16 protein-coding genes are annotated in these 16,317 nt (G+C 32.9%); 4 read left to right on the top strand and 12 right to left on the bottom strand.

The window, feature by feature from the left end; translation table 11 throughout:
* Positions 1-25: 25 nt before the first annotated feature.
* From EKL95_RS11105 to EKL95_RS11090, 4 genes are all read left to right on the top strand, one after another.
* The gene (locus EKL95_RS11105; RefSeq protein ID WP_126564225.1) at positions 26-1,387 is read left to right on the top strand and encodes an exonuclease domain-containing protein; all 1,362 of its coding nucleotides are present in this window, start codon (positions 26-28) and stop codon (positions 1,385-1,387) included.
* A 27-nt stretch (positions 1,388-1,414) separates the two neighbouring features.
* The gene (locus EKL95_RS11100; RefSeq protein WP_126553639.1) at positions 1,415-2,245 is read left to right on the top strand and encodes an ion transporter; all 831 of its coding nucleotides are present in this window, start codon (positions 1,415-1,417) and stop codon (positions 2,243-2,245) included.
* A gap of 158 nt (positions 2,246-2,403) precedes the next feature.
* Positions 2,404-3,321, top strand: coding sequence for a tRNA (adenosine(37)-N6)-dimethylallyltransferase MiaA (gene miaA, locus EKL95_RS11095; protein ID WP_126462916.1), 918 nt, complete (start codon positions 2,404-2,406; stop codon positions 3,319-3,321).
* Positions 3,322-3,512: 191 nt separating this feature from the next.
* A complete protein-coding gene (locus EKL95_RS11090) occupies positions 3,513-4,253 on the top strand; it encodes an acyl-[acyl-carrier-protein] thioesterase (protein WP_126462918.1) in 741 nt (246 codons plus the stop codon).
* Between the two features lie 48 nt (positions 4,254-4,301).
* Here EKL95_RS11090 and EKL95_RS11085 read toward each other — a convergent pair whose 3' ends face one another.
* The 12 genes from EKL95_RS11085 to EKL95_RS11030 all read right to left on the bottom strand — a co-directional run bounded on the left by EKL95_RS11085 (position 4,302) and on the right by EKL95_RS11030 (position 16,286).
* Positions 4,302-5,018, bottom strand: a complete 717-nt coding sequence (locus EKL95_RS11085; protein ID WP_126452426.1) for a response regulator transcription factor — start codon at positions 5,016-5,018, stop codon at positions 4,302-4,304.
* A gap of 3 nt (positions 5,019-5,021) precedes the next feature.
* Positions 5,022-6,605 carry a sensor histidine kinase gene (locus EKL95_RS11080; RefSeq protein WP_126462919.1) on the bottom strand — a complete coding sequence of 528 codons (1,584 nt, stop codon included), beginning with the start codon at positions 6,603-6,605 and terminating at the stop codon, positions 5,022-5,024.
* Between the two features lie 71 nt (positions 6,606-6,676).
* A complete protein-coding gene (coaE, locus tag EKL95_RS11075; RefSeq protein ID WP_126462921.1) occupies positions 6,677-7,261 on the bottom strand; it encodes a dephospho-CoA kinase in 585 nt (194 codons plus the stop codon).
* A gap of 1 nt (position 7,262) precedes the next feature.
* A complete protein-coding gene (locus EKL95_RS11070; RefSeq protein ID WP_126452432.1) occupies positions 7,263-8,264 on the bottom strand; it encodes a glycosyltransferase in 1,002 nt (333 codons plus the stop codon).
* A gap of 128 nt (positions 8,265-8,392) precedes the next feature.
* Positions 8,393-9,583: an enoyl-ACP reductase FabV gene (gene fabV / locus EKL95_RS11065; RefSeq protein WP_126462923.1), complete on the bottom strand. Its 1,191-nt coding sequence runs from the start codon at positions 9,581-9,583 to the stop codon at positions 8,393-8,395.
* A 109-nt stretch (positions 9,584-9,692) separates the two neighbouring features.
* Positions 9,693-11,345 carry a DNA repair protein RecN gene (gene recN, locus EKL95_RS11060; protein ID WP_126562403.1) on the bottom strand — a complete coding sequence of 551 codons (1,653 nt, stop codon included), beginning with the start codon at positions 11,343-11,345 and terminating at the stop codon, positions 9,693-9,695.
* A 52-nt stretch (positions 11,346-11,397) separates the two neighbouring features.
* Entirely contained in the window at positions 11,398-12,282 is an 885-nt protein-coding gene (locus EKL95_RS11055) for a DUF4835 family protein (protein WP_126562406.1), read from the bottom strand.
* A gap of 69 nt (positions 12,283-12,351) precedes the next feature.
* Positions 12,352-13,569: a bifunctional phosphopantothenoylcysteine decarboxylase/phosphopantothenate--cysteine ligase CoaBC gene (gene coaBC, locus EKL95_RS11050; protein ID WP_126564224.1), complete on the bottom strand. Its 1,218-nt coding sequence runs from the start codon at positions 13,567-13,569 to the stop codon at positions 12,352-12,354.
* Between the two features lie 8 nt (positions 13,570-13,577).
* Entirely contained in the window at positions 13,578-13,895 is a 318-nt protein-coding gene (locus EKL95_RS11045) for a DNA-directed RNA polymerase subunit omega (protein ID WP_026709525.1), read from the bottom strand.
* 8 nt (positions 13,896-13,903) lie between these two features.
* Positions 13,904-14,704, bottom strand: coding sequence for an outer membrane protein assembly factor BamD (locus tag EKL95_RS11040; RefSeq protein WP_126462931.1), 801 nt, complete (start codon positions 14,702-14,704; stop codon positions 13,904-13,906).
* Between the two features lie 175 nt (positions 14,705-14,879).
* Positions 14,880-15,761: a 4-hydroxy-tetrahydrodipicolinate synthase gene (dapA, locus tag EKL95_RS11035; RefSeq protein ID WP_126462933.1), complete on the bottom strand. Its 882-nt coding sequence runs from the start codon at positions 15,759-15,761 to the stop codon at positions 14,880-14,882.
* 6 nt (positions 15,762-15,767) lie between these two features.
* Positions 15,768-16,286 carry a DUF6913 domain-containing protein gene (locus EKL95_RS11030; RefSeq protein ID WP_126452446.1) on the bottom strand — a complete coding sequence of 173 codons (519 nt, stop codon included), beginning with the start codon at positions 16,284-16,286 and terminating at the stop codon, positions 15,768-15,770.
* Between the last annotated feature and the right edge of the window lie 31 nt (positions 16,287-16,317).

Genomic DNA, 16,317 nt, shown 5'->3' with positions numbered 1-16,317 from the left:
AAAAACTGAACACTGAATACTTATTTTGTACGCAATACTAGACATAGAAACCACTGGAGGACAATTCAACGAAGAGGGAATCACTGAAATCGCTATCTATAAATTTGATGGACATGAGGTCGTGGATCAGTTCATTAGTTTGGTAAATCCGGAAATCCCAATTCAACCTTTTGTAGTTAAACTTACCGGTATTAATAATGCCATGTTGCAATCTGCTCCCAAGTTTTTTGAAGTAGCAAAACGCATCATCGAAATGACAAACGATTGTATTATCGTGGCTCATAATGCTTCTTTTGATTACAGAATCTTACGAACCGAATTCAGACGATTAGGATACGATTTTGAAGCCAGAACACTTTGTACGGTTGAATTATCAAAAAAATTATTGCCGGAACAACCGTCCCATAGCCTAGGAAAACTCGTTCGTGCGCTTGGAATCCCAATGGCAGACCGCCACAGAGCCAGTGGTGATGCTTTAGCAACAGTCAAATTATTCAAAATTCTTTTAGAAAAAGATTTAGAGAAAGAAATTGTAAAAGATTTTATAAAGCTGGAAATCGAAAAAGGAATCGCTCCAAAATTACTGGATATTGTGTCCGGATTACCAGCAAAAACAGGTGTCTATTACATTCATAATGAGAAAGGAAATCTAATTTACATTGGCAAAAGCCGAAACATAAAAAAACGAATCAATCAGCATTTTACAGGAACTTCTACAAAATGCAAGAAAATTCAAGCAGAAGTGTTTTCCGTAACCTATGATGAAACCGGAAGTGAATTGATCGCATTATTAAAAGAAAGCGAGGAAATAAAAATCAACAAACCCATATATAACAGAGCACAGCGAAAAAGTATTTTTCAACTGGCACTCTATGCTGAAAAAGATAAAAATGGGTATCTCAACCTAAAGCTTCAAAAAGCAGATGGACGCAAAAAAGAAATCACATCCTTTTCCTCCCTGCAAGAGGGTAAAAACGCATTATTCAGAATTACTTCTCATTATAATTTATGTCAAAAACTAACTGGTTTGTATGTTTCTAAAACCAACTGTTTTCAATACACTATAAAAGAATGTGACGGCGCTTGTATTAGCAAAGTTTCACCTGAAGAATACAATATCAGAGTTCTTACTTTTGTCGATAAAAATAGTTTCGAAAATCAAAATATGATATTGATTGACAAAGGCAGAACCATCAGCGAAAGATCTGCCGTTTTGATCGAAAACGGAATTTACAAAGGCTATGCTTTTTATGATTTAAATTATCAAATCAACAATATCGAAATACTGAGAAACATCCTCATTCCGATGCAAAATAACCGGGACACTAAAAATATTATCCAAGGGCACATACGAAGCAATAAAACCTTGAAAACGTTAAAATTCTAATCGTATGCTATCAATCCATCCATAATTATGCACCGAATAAAGTCAAAATTTGACACTTTCAGACAAAAAACCAATGTCATTATTTATGGCACAAATACGGCTTCCGGGCGCATGTTTGACCTAGTACTTTTAGGAGTAATTTTGTTAAGTGTTGTAATTGTGATGCTTGAAACCGTAAAAGGTTTCGATACAAAATACCACCAAGAACTCATTATCCTAGAGTGGGTCATTACGATTTTCTTTACCTTAGAATACATTCTTCGAATTATATCTATAAAAAAACCTGTCAAATACGTTCTCAGTTTCTATGGAATCATTGATTTGATTGCCACTTTACCTATGTATTTGTCCTTGTTTTATTTTGGAACAAGCGTTTTAACTGTGGTAAGGGCTTTGAGATTACTGCGATTGTTCAAAATATTGAAACATCCAAAATTCTCCAGTCAATCCACTCACCTAAAAGAAGCGCTAATTGCCAGTAGAGGAAAAATATTAATTTTTATCTATTTCATGTTGATCAGCAGCATCCTGATAGGCTCCGTTATGTATGTGGTAGAGGGTAAAGAAAGCGGCTTTACCAGCATTCCCACCAGCATTTATTGGACCATTGTAACACTCACAACCGTTGGCTACGGTGACATATCGCCCATCACACCATTAGGCCAAGCTATAGCATCAGTAGTAATGATCATGGGATATGGAATAATAGCCGTTCCTACGGGTATCGTTTCAGCTGAATTTGCAAACAGCAACCGTAAAAAACCAAGAGCCGAAAGAATTAATCCATGCACCGTTTGCGGAACTGACGGTCATGAATATAATGCAAAATACTGCTACCATTGTGGCACCGAATTATAATTTATTAATTTGAAGCAATTCCAGCTGTACACTGCAACTCCTCGTTATTCCAGTTGTTTTTCTAAGGCTTAAAAGGAGCTTCCTCCGGTCGCTCTTTTACACCAAGAAAAAAAACTGCAATACCTCTGGGGTTTCCGTTTCCATCTGGGCTAAAAACTATGAAATACCTAATCACCATTATCGGACCCACAGCGATAGGAAAAACTTCCTTGAGCATCATTTTGGCTAATTATTTTAAATGCGATATCCTGTCATGTGACAGCCGACAGTTTTTCAAGGAAATGACCATCGGAACCGCAGTTCCAAACCAAGCCGAGCTAGCAACAGCTACCCATCATTTCATCCAAAACAAATCCATATTCGAGAATTATACCGTAGGTGATTTCGAGAAAGAAGCCATTGCAAAACTGGACGAATTATTTCTGACCAATGATTATGCTATACTAGTTGGTGGTTCGGGATTATATGTAGACGCAATCCTAAAAGGTTTTGATGAATTTCCAGAAATAGACCCTACAGTTCGCTCAGCAATAACACTGAATTATGAAAAACTGGGAATTGGGTATTTGCAACAAAAACTCGAAGTTTTAGATCCTAATTATTACAAAACTTTGACTGTCGAGAATTCTCAAACCTTACAAAATCCACAACGTATGATGCGTTTCGTAGAAGTATGTATTGGTGCCGGAAAACCATATTCTTCTTTTTTAAATCAAAAGCAAAACAGTCGCAACTTCACTCCTATTTTAATTGGTTTAGAAGCCGACAGAAAGGGTATCTATAACCGAATTAATCAACGTGTAGATGCCATGATGAACGAGGGTTTATTAGCGGAAGCAAAAACGTTATTCCAGAATAAAGAATTGAACGCCTTGCAAACAGTGGGTTACAGAGAACTATTCCGTTATTTTGACAGGGAAATTTCATTAGAATTTGCCATTGAAGAAATAAAGAAAAATACCCGCCGATTCTCAAAACGTCAACTCACTTGGTTCAAAAAAAATGAAAACACCAAATGGTTTGATTTTGAAACTCCTTATGAAACGATTGTGAAGTACATCAATTCAAAAAAATAAAAATATCATTATTTGACGACGATCAAAAAAATTTAACCACTAATTCGCTAATAAAAAACCTATACTTCGAATATAATTAGCGGTCATTATTATTATTTATAAAATGTTTTGTTTTAACAATCCCTATAAACAAAAGAAGTACAACAAAAAAGCCTTTTTAAACCCATTACTAATAATTACAATCTATAAATATGCCCATTTCACCTAACTTCACATCTATTCTTAGCAAAGACTGGGAAATCAATTTTACACAATGTGCTCCAAACGGGTTTTTAAAATACACTGATTTGTGTTCTATATTACAATTAACAGCAGCTGCACATTCAGAAATTGGTGGAATCAGTTTTACGGACATGCAGGAATTTAATCAAGCGTGGGTTTTGAGCAGAATGCGTGTTGAAGTTACTAAATTACCTAAATCCGGAGATGTCGTAACGGTAAAAACCTGGATCAATTCCTTAGAGAATTCCCGTTCAGTACGGGCGCTGGAAATGCATGTAAATGGAGAAAAAATTGTGGGCTCAGAGACTTTCTGGGCTGTATTCAATACTAAAAAAAGACGGCCGGAAGCATTGGCGTTGCCGTTCGAGCATTTTGAAGTATATCCAGAAAAAAAAGCTACTCATGAAGGTTTTTCTAAAATTAATTTCAATCAGGAGAAAGAAATAGTTTTTGAAAAAACCATTTTCTTATCGGATTTAGACATTGTAAATCATGTTAATAATGTCAAATATCTGGAATGGTGTTTGGATCTGGTTGATGAAAAACTAATCCTGAATCAGGAAATTATTAGTTTCGAAATGAATTTCCTAAAAGAATTATCTCTAAAGGATAACGTAATTATTCATGAAACTATTTCTAAAAATGAAACTATTTTTAGTATTACAAAAGAAGAAAAAACCAATTTCGCTTTGCAATTAAACTGGAAATAAATATTTTTAAAATAAAAAAAGCCTCAATTTCTTGAGGCTTATAGCTACTTATTCTGCTACTTTATTTTTTACAACTAATCTAAATCCTTCTCCGTGGATATTCAAAATTTCAACATCTTCATCCAGTTTAAGGTATTTCCTCAGTTTTGCTATATAAACATCCATACTTCTGGATGTAAAGTAATTATCATCTCTCCATATTTTTGTCAAGGCTAATTCTCTTGGCATCAAATCATTTTCATGAAGAATCAACATCTTCAACAAATCATTTTCTTTTGGAGATAATTTAATTGGCTCTTCAGTATTAAAAGTTAAAAAACGAAGTTTTGAATTTAAATAAAACTTCCCAATATTAAATTCAAATTGTACTTGTTCTGCTCTGGTATCTGATGATTTTCTTTGAATTATCGCTTTGATTTTCATCAACAATACTTCTGAATCAAAAGGTTTATTTAAGTAATCATCCGCACCCGCTTTGTAGCCTTTCAACACATCCTCTTTCATCGATTTTGCAGTTAAAAAGATAATTGGAACTTCGTTGTTTTTTTCTCTGATTTCTTTTGCTAAAGTATAACCATCTTTGTAAGGCATCATTACATCCAGAATACACAAATCATAAGTATCTTTTTTAAATTTTTCGAAACCTTCCATTCCATTTTTGGCTAAAGTGACGTCAAAATCATTTAGCATTAAATAATCTTTCAAAACCGCACCAAAATTCAGGTCATCTTCCACTAAAAGTATTTTCTTATTTACATTTTCCATATTCTAATTTATTAATGGTAATTTTATTATGAAGGTACTCCCTTTTCCCTTTTCACTTTCTACATATACTTGACCGTTGTGGTCATCTACAATTCTTTTTACATACGCTAAACCTAATCCATGCCCTTTGACATTATGAATGTCGCCGGTATGTTCTCTATAAAATTTTTCAAAAATTCTTTTTTGAGCTATTTTACTCATTCCTAAACCGTTATCTTTAACTTTGATAATAACCATATCTTTTACATTTTCAGTAAAAATGTCTATTTCTGGCACATTAGGTGAATATTTTATAGCATTTTCTAAAATATTGACAATCACATTGGTAAAATGAACATCGTTGAGTAATACGGTAGTTCTTAAAGCGCCAAAGTGACTTCTAATGGTTCCTTCTCTATCTTCTAAAATTAGATTTACATGTTCAATAGCATCATTTATAATGTCATGTACATTGAGCGTCTCTTTGATAATGTCCAGTTCTTTCTTTTCTAGTTTAGAAATTCTTAATACATTCTCTACCTGGGCGTGCATGCGTTTATTCTCGTCTTTAATCATCTGAAGGTATCGTAAAACCTTCTCCTTATCATCTATTATTTTTGGATTTCGTATCGCATCTAATGCTAAATTAATTGTGGCTATTGGAGTTTTAAACTCGTGCGTCATGTTATTAATAAAATCATTTTTAATTTCAGAAATTTGACGTTGCCGGATCAATTGATTCAATGCACTTGAATACGCAATCAAAATAATTAGAGTAAAAACAATTGAAAGTACGGTAATACTTACGAGTTCCGACAATAAAAATTTCTTTTTAAGCGGAAATGTAACCAACAAATCATACTTACTGCTTCCTTCATTATCAATAAATACCGGAATAGAATAGGTAGCATCTTTATCATATTTAAACTCGCTTGATTTGATTTTAGTCGCTAAATTATTGCTGTAAATACCAAATTCAAATTTTGTTTCAATACCGTGTTCTTCTAATTCTTTCTTGATTAATTTTTGTAAAACACTGCTCGAAACACGTTCCTCAAGCGGCATTGCTGACAATACATCTTTTGCTGAAATTTTAAAAAGAGCATTGTCTAAAATATCTAAATTTCCTTCTTTTTCAATTCTAATATCTGGAATCAAACTTTGATTCCCACCTAATTTGTCAATAGAATTATTGTTATACACTTCTGTAACGCGTTTAGAACTAAAATTCTTGAATTTTTCACTATCAAATTTCTTATCAAAGAACGTAGGAGAAATATTGTAATTCTCAGAAATTATACTGTTTGAGTATATAATAGTTTCGTTTGTTCTTGGATTTTTCTGAACGTAATAAAACTCTAATATATCGTCCTTTTTAGGAACTTTTCCGGTACTATCCTTGTAATGATTTATTTTGTCATAAAAATTATACTCTTCTTGTTTTTGAAGATTATTCGCCACATTACCAATAACTTGCTTAACATGAAACTTAAATTGCTCATCATTATTTTTAAACGAGGTATTGAACCAATATACCTGAACTAAAATTATCCCTATTAAGGACAAGCTCATTAATAAAACAAGTAATCTAAAAAAAAGTTTATTCATCAAAACAAATTTAGTATTTTAACAATATATTAAATAATAGATTAACCAAACATTAACAACTATGCTTGTTTTTATACAATCTTTAATATTTTAAGAATTTCATTTGCCTCCTGCTTTGCTGTTTCAAGTGAAACATTATGAATAACAAAATCACTTTTGTCAATTCTCTGTTTATCAGTCCATTGTGAATTTATTCGTTTCAAAACAAGATCTCGGTTTGATTTATCTCTGGCAATTACCCTTTGAATTCTCAATTCTAACGGTACTGTAACCGTTATAATAAAATCACATTCTTTATCACGCCCACTTTCAAATAAAATAGCCGCTTCATAGATAATAAACGGCGCCGTCTCTTGTTGTAAAATCCATTGATCAAAATGTTTTTTTACTGCCGGATGAATAATAGCATTGAGTTTTTCTAATTTTTCAGGTTCCTCAAATACGATTTTAGCTAATTTTTCTCTATTTAACAGGTTAATTTCAAAAACAGAGCTCCCAAATTCGTTTTTTATGGCTTTTAAAATTACAGCAGATTCCATCATTTTTCTGGCCTCCTCATCCGCAATATAAACGGGAATCCCAAATGATTCAAAATATTTTGCAAGGGTAGTTTTGCCACTTCCTATGCCTCCGGTTAAACCAATGATTTTTGTCATCTTACACTTTAAAAAATAATTCGGGAAAAGCCTCTTGTGGTTTTTGCCTTAAAATAATAACTTTATAATAGGATTTTATGAAACCTAAACCGTAACCATAAAACTGTTTCCAAACCGCTATTAATGATAAATAACCTATTTTAAGGCTCTTATTCTGGTAAGAAGAGACCAAGAACAATACCAAAAAGTAAATAAAATACAACTGAAGCAGATAATCAAAATTAAAAATTAACAACAATACAATTGAAAAGAAAAATCCAATGATGAAAACCGAAGGAAAGAAAAAAGTAAGCTTATTGTATTTTGGATACCAACTGTTAAGAATTGGTCGTGCTTTTCCAAATTTATTTACCTGAGTTGAAAACTTATCCCAGTCGATTCTTCGTTTGTGATATACAAATGCTTGTGGGAAAAGTGTGGTTTCAAAACCTAAGTTCCACAAACGAATTGACAAATCAGGATCTTCTCCTGGATGAATATTTCCAAAACCTTTGGACGCTTCAAAAGCTTTGCGAGACAGCCCCATGTTAAAACTTCGGGGCTGAAACTTATCGATTTTTTCAGAACCGCCTCTAATTCCTCCTGTGGTTAAAAAAGAAGTCATTGCAAAATTAATTGCTTTTTGGATGTCTGAAAAACTATCTAAAGCCTTGTCCGGTCCTCCAAAACAGTCTACATAATTTTGCTTTAAAGCCGTATCAACTTCAGACAAGTACTGCTCAGGTATAATACAATCCGAATCAAAAATGATAAAGTAATCCCCTCTGGCTTTTTTCATTCCATAATTTCTGGAATCGCCAGGTCCTGAATTCTCTTTGTAATAATAGGAAATATCAAGTCTGTCTCCATATTTTTGAGCAACATCCTGACACACTAAAGCAGAACCGTCTTCTACGATTACAATTTCAAATATCTCTTTATAGGTTGTATGAGACAAACTTTCTAAAAGTTCATCTACTTCGTCTGGGCGATTGTAAACTGGGATTATTAAGGAAAATAACATAAATCAAAATGAGGTATTAGTAGTCTGTTTTTAGGTCTTTAAAATTTTAACAAATATAATGGTTATCCATAAAAAAACCATCAACTATTAATTGATGGTTTTATAAATACTATTTTAAGGTACAATAATTAAGAAATACTTTTAATGTTTACCACTTCGTTTGTATCCGCTTTGTAATCTACACCATCCACGTCAAAACCAAATAAATTGTAAAAATCTTTTCTGTATCCTACTAAATCTCCTATTTCGGATAAATTTTCAGTTACAGCCTCCATCCACAATTTAGCTACTTTTTCCTGAACATCAGGACGCATCTCTAAATCATCAATCCTAATTCTTCCTTTTTCGTCAACAGGAACTTCATTGCCGGTAAACAATCGTTCTTGATACAAACGCTGAATTTGCTCAATACATCCTTCGTGTATACCTTCTTCCTTCATTATTCGATATAATAAAGAAATATACAATGGAATAACCGGAATTGCAGAACTTGCTTGTGTAACCAATGCCTTATTTACAGAAACAAATGCTTTTCCATCAATAGCTGCTAAACTGTCCGTGATTGCAAATGCAGTCGATTCAAGATGATCTTTGGCCCGACCAATTGTACCTTTTCTATAAACGGCTTCAGTCAATGATGGCCCAATATAGGAATAAGCAACAGTTGTAGCGCCTGGAGCTAATAGATTTTGAGCTTTTAGAGCATCAATCCACATCTCCCAATCTTCCCCGCCCATAACGGCGACTGTGTTTTCTATATCATCACCAGTGCAAGGCTCAATTGAAATTTCAGAAACTTTACCAGAATGAAAATCAACTGTTTTATTGGTAAAAGTACCACCAATTGGTTTCAAAACAGAACGATGCAATATTCCTGTTACAGGATGCATACGAACGGGAGAAGCTAAACTGTAGATTATTAAGTCCACTTGACCTAAATCAGCTTTTATAAGATCTAATGTTTGTTGCTTTACTTCATTCGAAAAAGCATCTCCATTGATACTTTTTGCATACAAACCTGCTTTATGCGCTTCATTTTCAAAAGCTGCAGAGTTGTACCAACCTGGTGAAGCTGTTTTTCCTTCAGAAGGAGCTTTTTCAAAAAATACACCAATAGTTGCTGCATTAGAACCAAAAGCACTTGTAATTCTGGAAGCCAAACCAAAACCGGTTGAAGCCCCAATTACTAATACATTTTTAGCTCCGTTGATTGCGCCTTTTGATTGTATGTATTCTATTTGATTTTTTACATTTTGCTCGCATCCTTTTGGGTGTGATGTCGTACAAATAAATCCTCTCATTCTAGGTTCTATAATCATAATTCTATTGTTTATTTGGTTAAACGTTTAATCGGTAATAGATTAAACACATAACTAAGTTTATCTTTATTTATTTATCTTTTTAAGTTGACAAATATAAGGCATTTCTTTAGTTCAACAAGGCTTTGGCATGATTTAAGGCTGAGTCGGAAACGATTGTTCCAGATAACATTTGCGCGATTTCAACAATTCTTTCATCGTTATTTAAAAGCTTCAATTCAGATTGCGTATCCTCGCCAACAGTCGATTTAAACACTTTGAAATGAGCATTCCCTTTTGCCGCAATTTGGGGTAAATGCGTAATTGCAAAAATTTGCATTTGCTGACTCATTTCTTTCATAATTTCCCCCATTCTAATGGCTATTTCTCCGGAAACACCAGTGTCAATTTCATCAAAAATTAATGTTGGTAATTTTGAATAGTGTGCCAATATCGCCTTAACAGCAAGCATAATCCTTGACATTTCTCCACCAGAAGCTACTTTTTTTAACAAACCAAAATCCGTCCCTTTATTGGCCGAAAATAAAAACTGAAGCTCATCTTTTCCGTTTTGAAAATAGGTTTCAGTTGATTTTACATCCATTTTAAAGCGCACATTAGGCATTCCTAAAGTTTCTAAAATCGCAATCAACTTTTGGGATAAAACTGGAATCGAATTCAATCTATTCGTATGAATTGTAGTTGAAAAAACATCTAATTCAACGGTTTTTTGCTTTAGAGAAAGCGTCAGTGCAGCGATCTCTTCTTCCATATTTCCTAATTCTAATACTGAATTTTCTAGATTCATCTGAATTTGAAGTAGTTCATCCACAGATGACACCTGATGTTTCTTTTGCAAGGTAAAAATCACCTGAAGCTTTTGACTAATTAAATCCAATTGTTCCGGATCATTGATCAATTTTTCAGAACAACGATTCATTTCTTCCAAAACATCTTCAAATTCAATCGTTACGCTTGTAATTCTTTCTAACAAAGATTGGTAATCCGCTGAAAAAACAGCAATTTTTTGTAATGAAACCTTAATTTCATTCAAATTATGCATCACACCCATTTGTTCTTCATTGGCTATAGCCAAAGATTTATCAATAGATTCCTTGATAATTTCAACATTATTTAATTTTTCAAAATCAGCCTCAAGAGATTCTTGTTCACCTGATTTTAATTGCGCTGCTACCAATTCTTCCAATAAAAAAGTATTGTATTCCTGCTCTTTCTTAGATTCGCTTTGTCTTTTCAGTAACGAATTTAATTTGGATCTATCCGATTTATATTTTTTTAAAAGCGACTGATACTCCAGAATTATATTTTTATTTGTGGCAATAGCATCTATAATTTCAAACTGTACATTTTCATCCGAAAGTTCTTGAGTTTGTTGTTGCGAATGAATATCAATCAAGAATAAGCTCAATTCCTGCAATTCCTGAAGATTTACGGGGCTGTCATTAACAAACGCTCTTGATTTTCCTGAAGGCAGGATTTCGCGTCTAATTATAGTGTCATTTTCATAGTCTAAATCATTTGTTTCAAAAAAAGGAAGTAAATTATACTTAGAAATTTCAAAATGAGCCTCAATAATACACTTTTCTTCTTTGTTTTTTAGAGAAGTCAAATCGGCTCTTTTTCCTAAAACAAGCCCCAATGCACCTAAAATTATTGATTTTCCTGCACCAGTTTCTCCAGTGATTGTTGAGAAACCTTTTGAAAAATCGATTGTCAATTTTTCTATTAAAGCATAGTTTTTTATCGAAAGTGACGTTATCATTTATTTGTTTTTTTTATTGGAACCGGGGATTAAATTAAAATCTGGCCGCTAATTAATAGTGTATCAGTGCCCATTTGCTAGAATTCAAAGGAGAAATTTTATTTAGATTATCAACTAAATCTGAAATTGTGATACTAGGACCACCTGAAAATACAGCTACAATTTCATCTGATTTAGCATCAAAAAAGACACGGGTTAAAAACGCATTAGGTCTTGAAGCATTTAACTTAGCTAAATCAATTAAAGATCCTTTTATTTTTTCTTTAGCCTCTTTTAAATCCTGATTCATCAAATCTAATCCGGAATGGTACTCAAACATCGTTTGCCGAACTTGTTTGAATGCCGGGGATAAAATATCATTTATCAAAAAATAACGGTTTTGATTTCCATCGGCCTGACTCCATCCTTTTGATCCTCCTTGCTGTGCTACATTTAAAATATTCTGAGCAGTTTCAAAATAAGGATTTCCGGATTCCATCACAAAAGTATCCGCATCCATTCCTAAAATGACATAACTGTAAAAAGAAAGAACCGAAACTAAATTAGAATCAAAACTGGTAGGGTTAAAAATTAAATTTTCAAACTCAGTATACCGAAAACTAAAATCTTTGTCGTTATAATTTAAAACTGGTGAAGTGTACGATGAATTAAAAACCGGACGGGATGATTGTACCTGGATGGTGGCTATAAATTGATCGGAATTATTAGCAGAAACAGTAATATAAATTGAGCAATTAATTTTTTCATTTTGCTTCACTGTTTGACCAGTCCAATCTGTTTTGTTTACAAACTCACTGATCGAGGTTTGCAAGGTTTTAAAAACTTGTTGATTGGTAACACTCAATCGCTGTGCATCAACCGTTACAGTACAATTCAATTGTTGTGCTTGGACACCTCCAAAAATAAAAAGCAGCACAAAAGTAAATATTTTATTCATCTGTAGATTTCTGTTTTTTTATCTATCACTATAAATCACAACCGTTATTTACTTATAGATTGTCATGCACTACCTTAGTTTTTCAAAATGCGCTATTACTTTATTTAGTATATCATCCGCAACAGCCTCTTTCGATTTTAATTCCATTGGTTCAAGATTAAAAAACTGGTCTATAAAAGTAACTTTATTCGTTGGTTTTCCAAAACCGGCACCCTGATCTTGAAGGGAATTCAAAACGATCAAATCTAAGTTTTTTTTCTGAATTTTCAGCTTTGCATTTTCGATTTCATTTTCTGTTTCTAAAGCAAAACCAATCAGAAACTGATTTTTCTTCAGCGTTCCCAAAGAAGCTAAAATATCCTTGGTTTTCTCGAGTTCAATTACAAAATTATCAGCTGCCTTTTTAATTTTTTGTTTAGCTACATTCTTGGGCTTATAATCCGCAACTGCTGCTGCTGCAATGGCAACATCTACATCAGCGTACCTCTGGTGGCAGGCTAGATACATCTCTTCGGCAGAGACTACATTAATAACTTCAATCAAGGAATTTGAAACTGTAAAATGTGTTGGTCCACTTACTAAAATTACTGAAGCACCTAGATTAGCAGCGCTAATTGCTATATCAAAACCCATTTTACCCGAAGAATGATTTCCTATAAAACGCACGGGATCGATTGCTTCATAAGTAGGACCCGCAGTAATTAATATTTTTTTCCCTTTAAGAGGTAATTTATTGTTTAAATCCGCCTCAATAAAAGCCACGATATTCTCTGGTTCCGCCATTCTACCTTCTCCGGACAATCCACTTGCCAATTCGCCTGTTTCGGCAGGAATTATTGTATTACCAAATTGTGTCAAAGAGGAAAAATTAGCAATAGTTGAAGGATGTTTGTACATATCTAAATCCATTGCAGGAGCAAAATACACGGGACATTTTGCGGATAAATAGGCTGCAATCAATAGATTATCACAAATACCATTTGTCATTTTAGACAATGTATTTGCTGTAGCTGGCGCAATAATCATCAAATCAGCCCAAAGTGCCAATTCAACATGATTGTTCCATTTTTCATCTTCATTGTCTTGGTTATAAAAACTAGAATAAACCGGATTTTTGGATAACGTAGATAATGTAAGAGAGGTTACAAAATCCTTAGAAGCAGGTGTCATTATCACTTGGACATGTGCACCTGCTTTTATGAAAAGTCGTACTAATGAAGCGGTTTTATAGGCTGCAATTCCACCAGAAATTCCTAGTAAAATTTTCTTACCGTTTAAAACTGACATAGCATTTATTATTTATTAGAGTCTCTGTGGTAAATTTTACCATCTAACCATTCTTGAACTGCTAAAGCGTGTGGTTTAGGCAGTTTTTCGTAAAATTTTGAAACCTCAATTTGTTCTTTGTTTTCAAAAACTTCTTCAAGACTATCATTATATGTTGCAAACTCTTCTAATTTCTCTGTCAATTCTTTTTTAATTTCTGAATTGATTTGGTTTGCTCTTTTAGCCATAATGGTTATTGCTTCATACACATTACCAGTAGGTTCTTCAATAACAGTTTTATTATATGTTATTGTATTTACTGGAGCATTCGTCTTTTTTAAATCCATGACTTTATTTATTTAGTAAATTTTTGTAAATCTTTTTCTATTTGAGCTAACATTTGGTTCGCTACTTTTATATATTTCGTTTCAGCATTAAATTTTATCAAATTTGCTTGCGCTGTTTTTGCAACATTCAAACGTTCTTCCATTTTTGCAGGAACACTATTTATTGCCAGTTGGTAAGCTGAATCTAATTTAAAAAACAATGCGTCCTCTTTTAGTGGTGTTCCTGGATAATCTGCAACAAAATTATCTAAAGCAATTATCGCTGATTTGAAATCAGAAATCGTATGGTATCCTTTAGCATTTTCAAATACTTTTTTTTGTATTTTCTCGCTAAGCACTTTAACGGAACTATTGGCGTCAGCCATATATTCTGAGTTTGGATAACTATCAATAAACAGTTGTAATTTATCCAATGCTTTGTTCGTGTCCGTTTGATCTAGACTATAAGAAGGAGAAAGCATAGAGTAACTTTTTGCCCCTAAATAAGCTGCTTCTTGTATTTTTTCACTTTTAGGATATCCTGAAACAAAGCTTTCAAATTGATATCCTGCTAAATAATATTGCTTTGTCTTGTAATAGGATTGCGCAAACATATAAAACAATTTTTCTGCTTGAGGCTTTCCTCTGTATGCTGGGCCAATCTGCTCAAAAATACGAATTGCTTTAGAAAATTTTCCTGTATCGTATAATTTAGTCGCCATTTCAAACTTGACAGCTACATCTTCGGTTTTTAGTGCTCTTTGGTATTCGTTACAAGAACTAAAAAAAACTACAAGAAGCAATAGAGATATTATTTTTTTACTCAACATTTAATATTGTTTTTTAGATTTCGTGAATCTTTGATTTCATTTTTTTACTTTTTTCATGATTCCTTTGGCTGAAACAACCTACCAAATCATACCGAAGTTTCGGTGGCAAATTTAGTTATTAATTTAGCGACTTCAAAATATATTTTTTGTTTAAAAAAATGCTACTTTTTCATCCTTATTTATTCATTTTTTTTACAAACTGATCAATTCTATTTGCTAGTGAATCATCTACTTTTACCAGTGGCAAACGCACTGTATTTTCAGAAATCCCTAGTGACAGAAAGACTTGTTTGATTCCTGCTGGATTTCCCTGCTCAAAAATCATGTCAATACAATCTGATAAAAGATACTGTGTTTTGAACGCTTCATCTGTCTTTCTGTTTAAGCCCAATCGAATCATTTCAGAAAATTCTTTAGGGAAACCTTGACCAATAACTGATATCACACCTGCTCCACCTGCTAAAACCATTGGTAAAGCTATCATATCATCACCAGAAATTACAAGAAAATCTTTTGGTTTGTTTTTCAATAATTGCATTGCCTGAACAAGATCTCCTGCTGCTTCCTTTATGGCTACGATATTTTCGAAATCATTTGCCAAACGCAAAACAGTCGAAGGCAACATATTACTTGCCGTTCTTCCCGGAACATTATATAAAATCACTGGAATGGGAGAGGCTTCAGCAACAGCCTTGAAATGCTGGTAAATCCCTTCCTGAGTCGGTTTGTTATAGTACGGAGAAACGGAAAGTATTGCCGTAAACGCAGTTAAATCTCTTGTTTTTAACTCTTCAACAACTTTTAAGGTATTATTACCTCCTACTCCAAGCACTAAGGGCAAAGTGCCATTATTAGCTTCGATTACAGTACGGATGACCAATTCTTTTTCCTCTGGAGACAAAGTTGCATTTTCTGCAGTGGTACCCAATACTACCAAATATTCAATTCCTCCATCGATAGAAAAATGTACAATTCTTTTTAAAGCTTCGGTATCTATTGAAAAATCTTGTTTAAAAGGAGTTACAAGAGCAACACCTGTTCCTATTAATAATTGCATATTATTTTATATTTTGTTTAATAATTTTAAATATTTGAATAACTCACTTGAAAAAATACGGTAACTATTAACCTCTGTTTTAATCATGAAATGATTTAATCTTTGGTCTATGGATGAAAAACCAACCTTGAATTGTGCTTTTGAATTATGGGTAACTTGCAATAAAATTGCTTTTTCTATATCGTAATAGCTTATTAATAAATCGAATTTTTCATTGCTAAAAGCATTAACCTCCGTGGATGCAATTTGTCCTTTCCAATTGAGATCTCGAGCACTAAATATAGGATATTTTTTTTCGCTAATTTGTTTTAATTTATCGTTATAAACAATAATTTTGATGTTTTCAGGCAAAATTCCATAGGATAAAATTTCCTTTACCAGCAATTCAGTCTCAGCAAAACCAGTAGTATCAACGACTAAACCAATTGTTTGCACACCAGCCACAGATCCATTACTTTTTAAATTCTGAAAGCTGTTTTTTAATGTTTTTTTTACAAAAAAATTCTTTATATAATTTAAAAACATAGTACTTTTACTTGATTACAAAATTAATTAA

It is taken from the genome of Flavobacterium sp. LB2P53, from assembly GCF_003970305.1.
GTDB lineage: Bacteria > Bacteroidota > Bacteroidia > Flavobacteriales > Flavobacteriaceae > Flavobacterium.
Note: the sequence above shows the minus strand (reverse complement) of the source record. Positions and strands in the feature narration are given on the sequence as shown.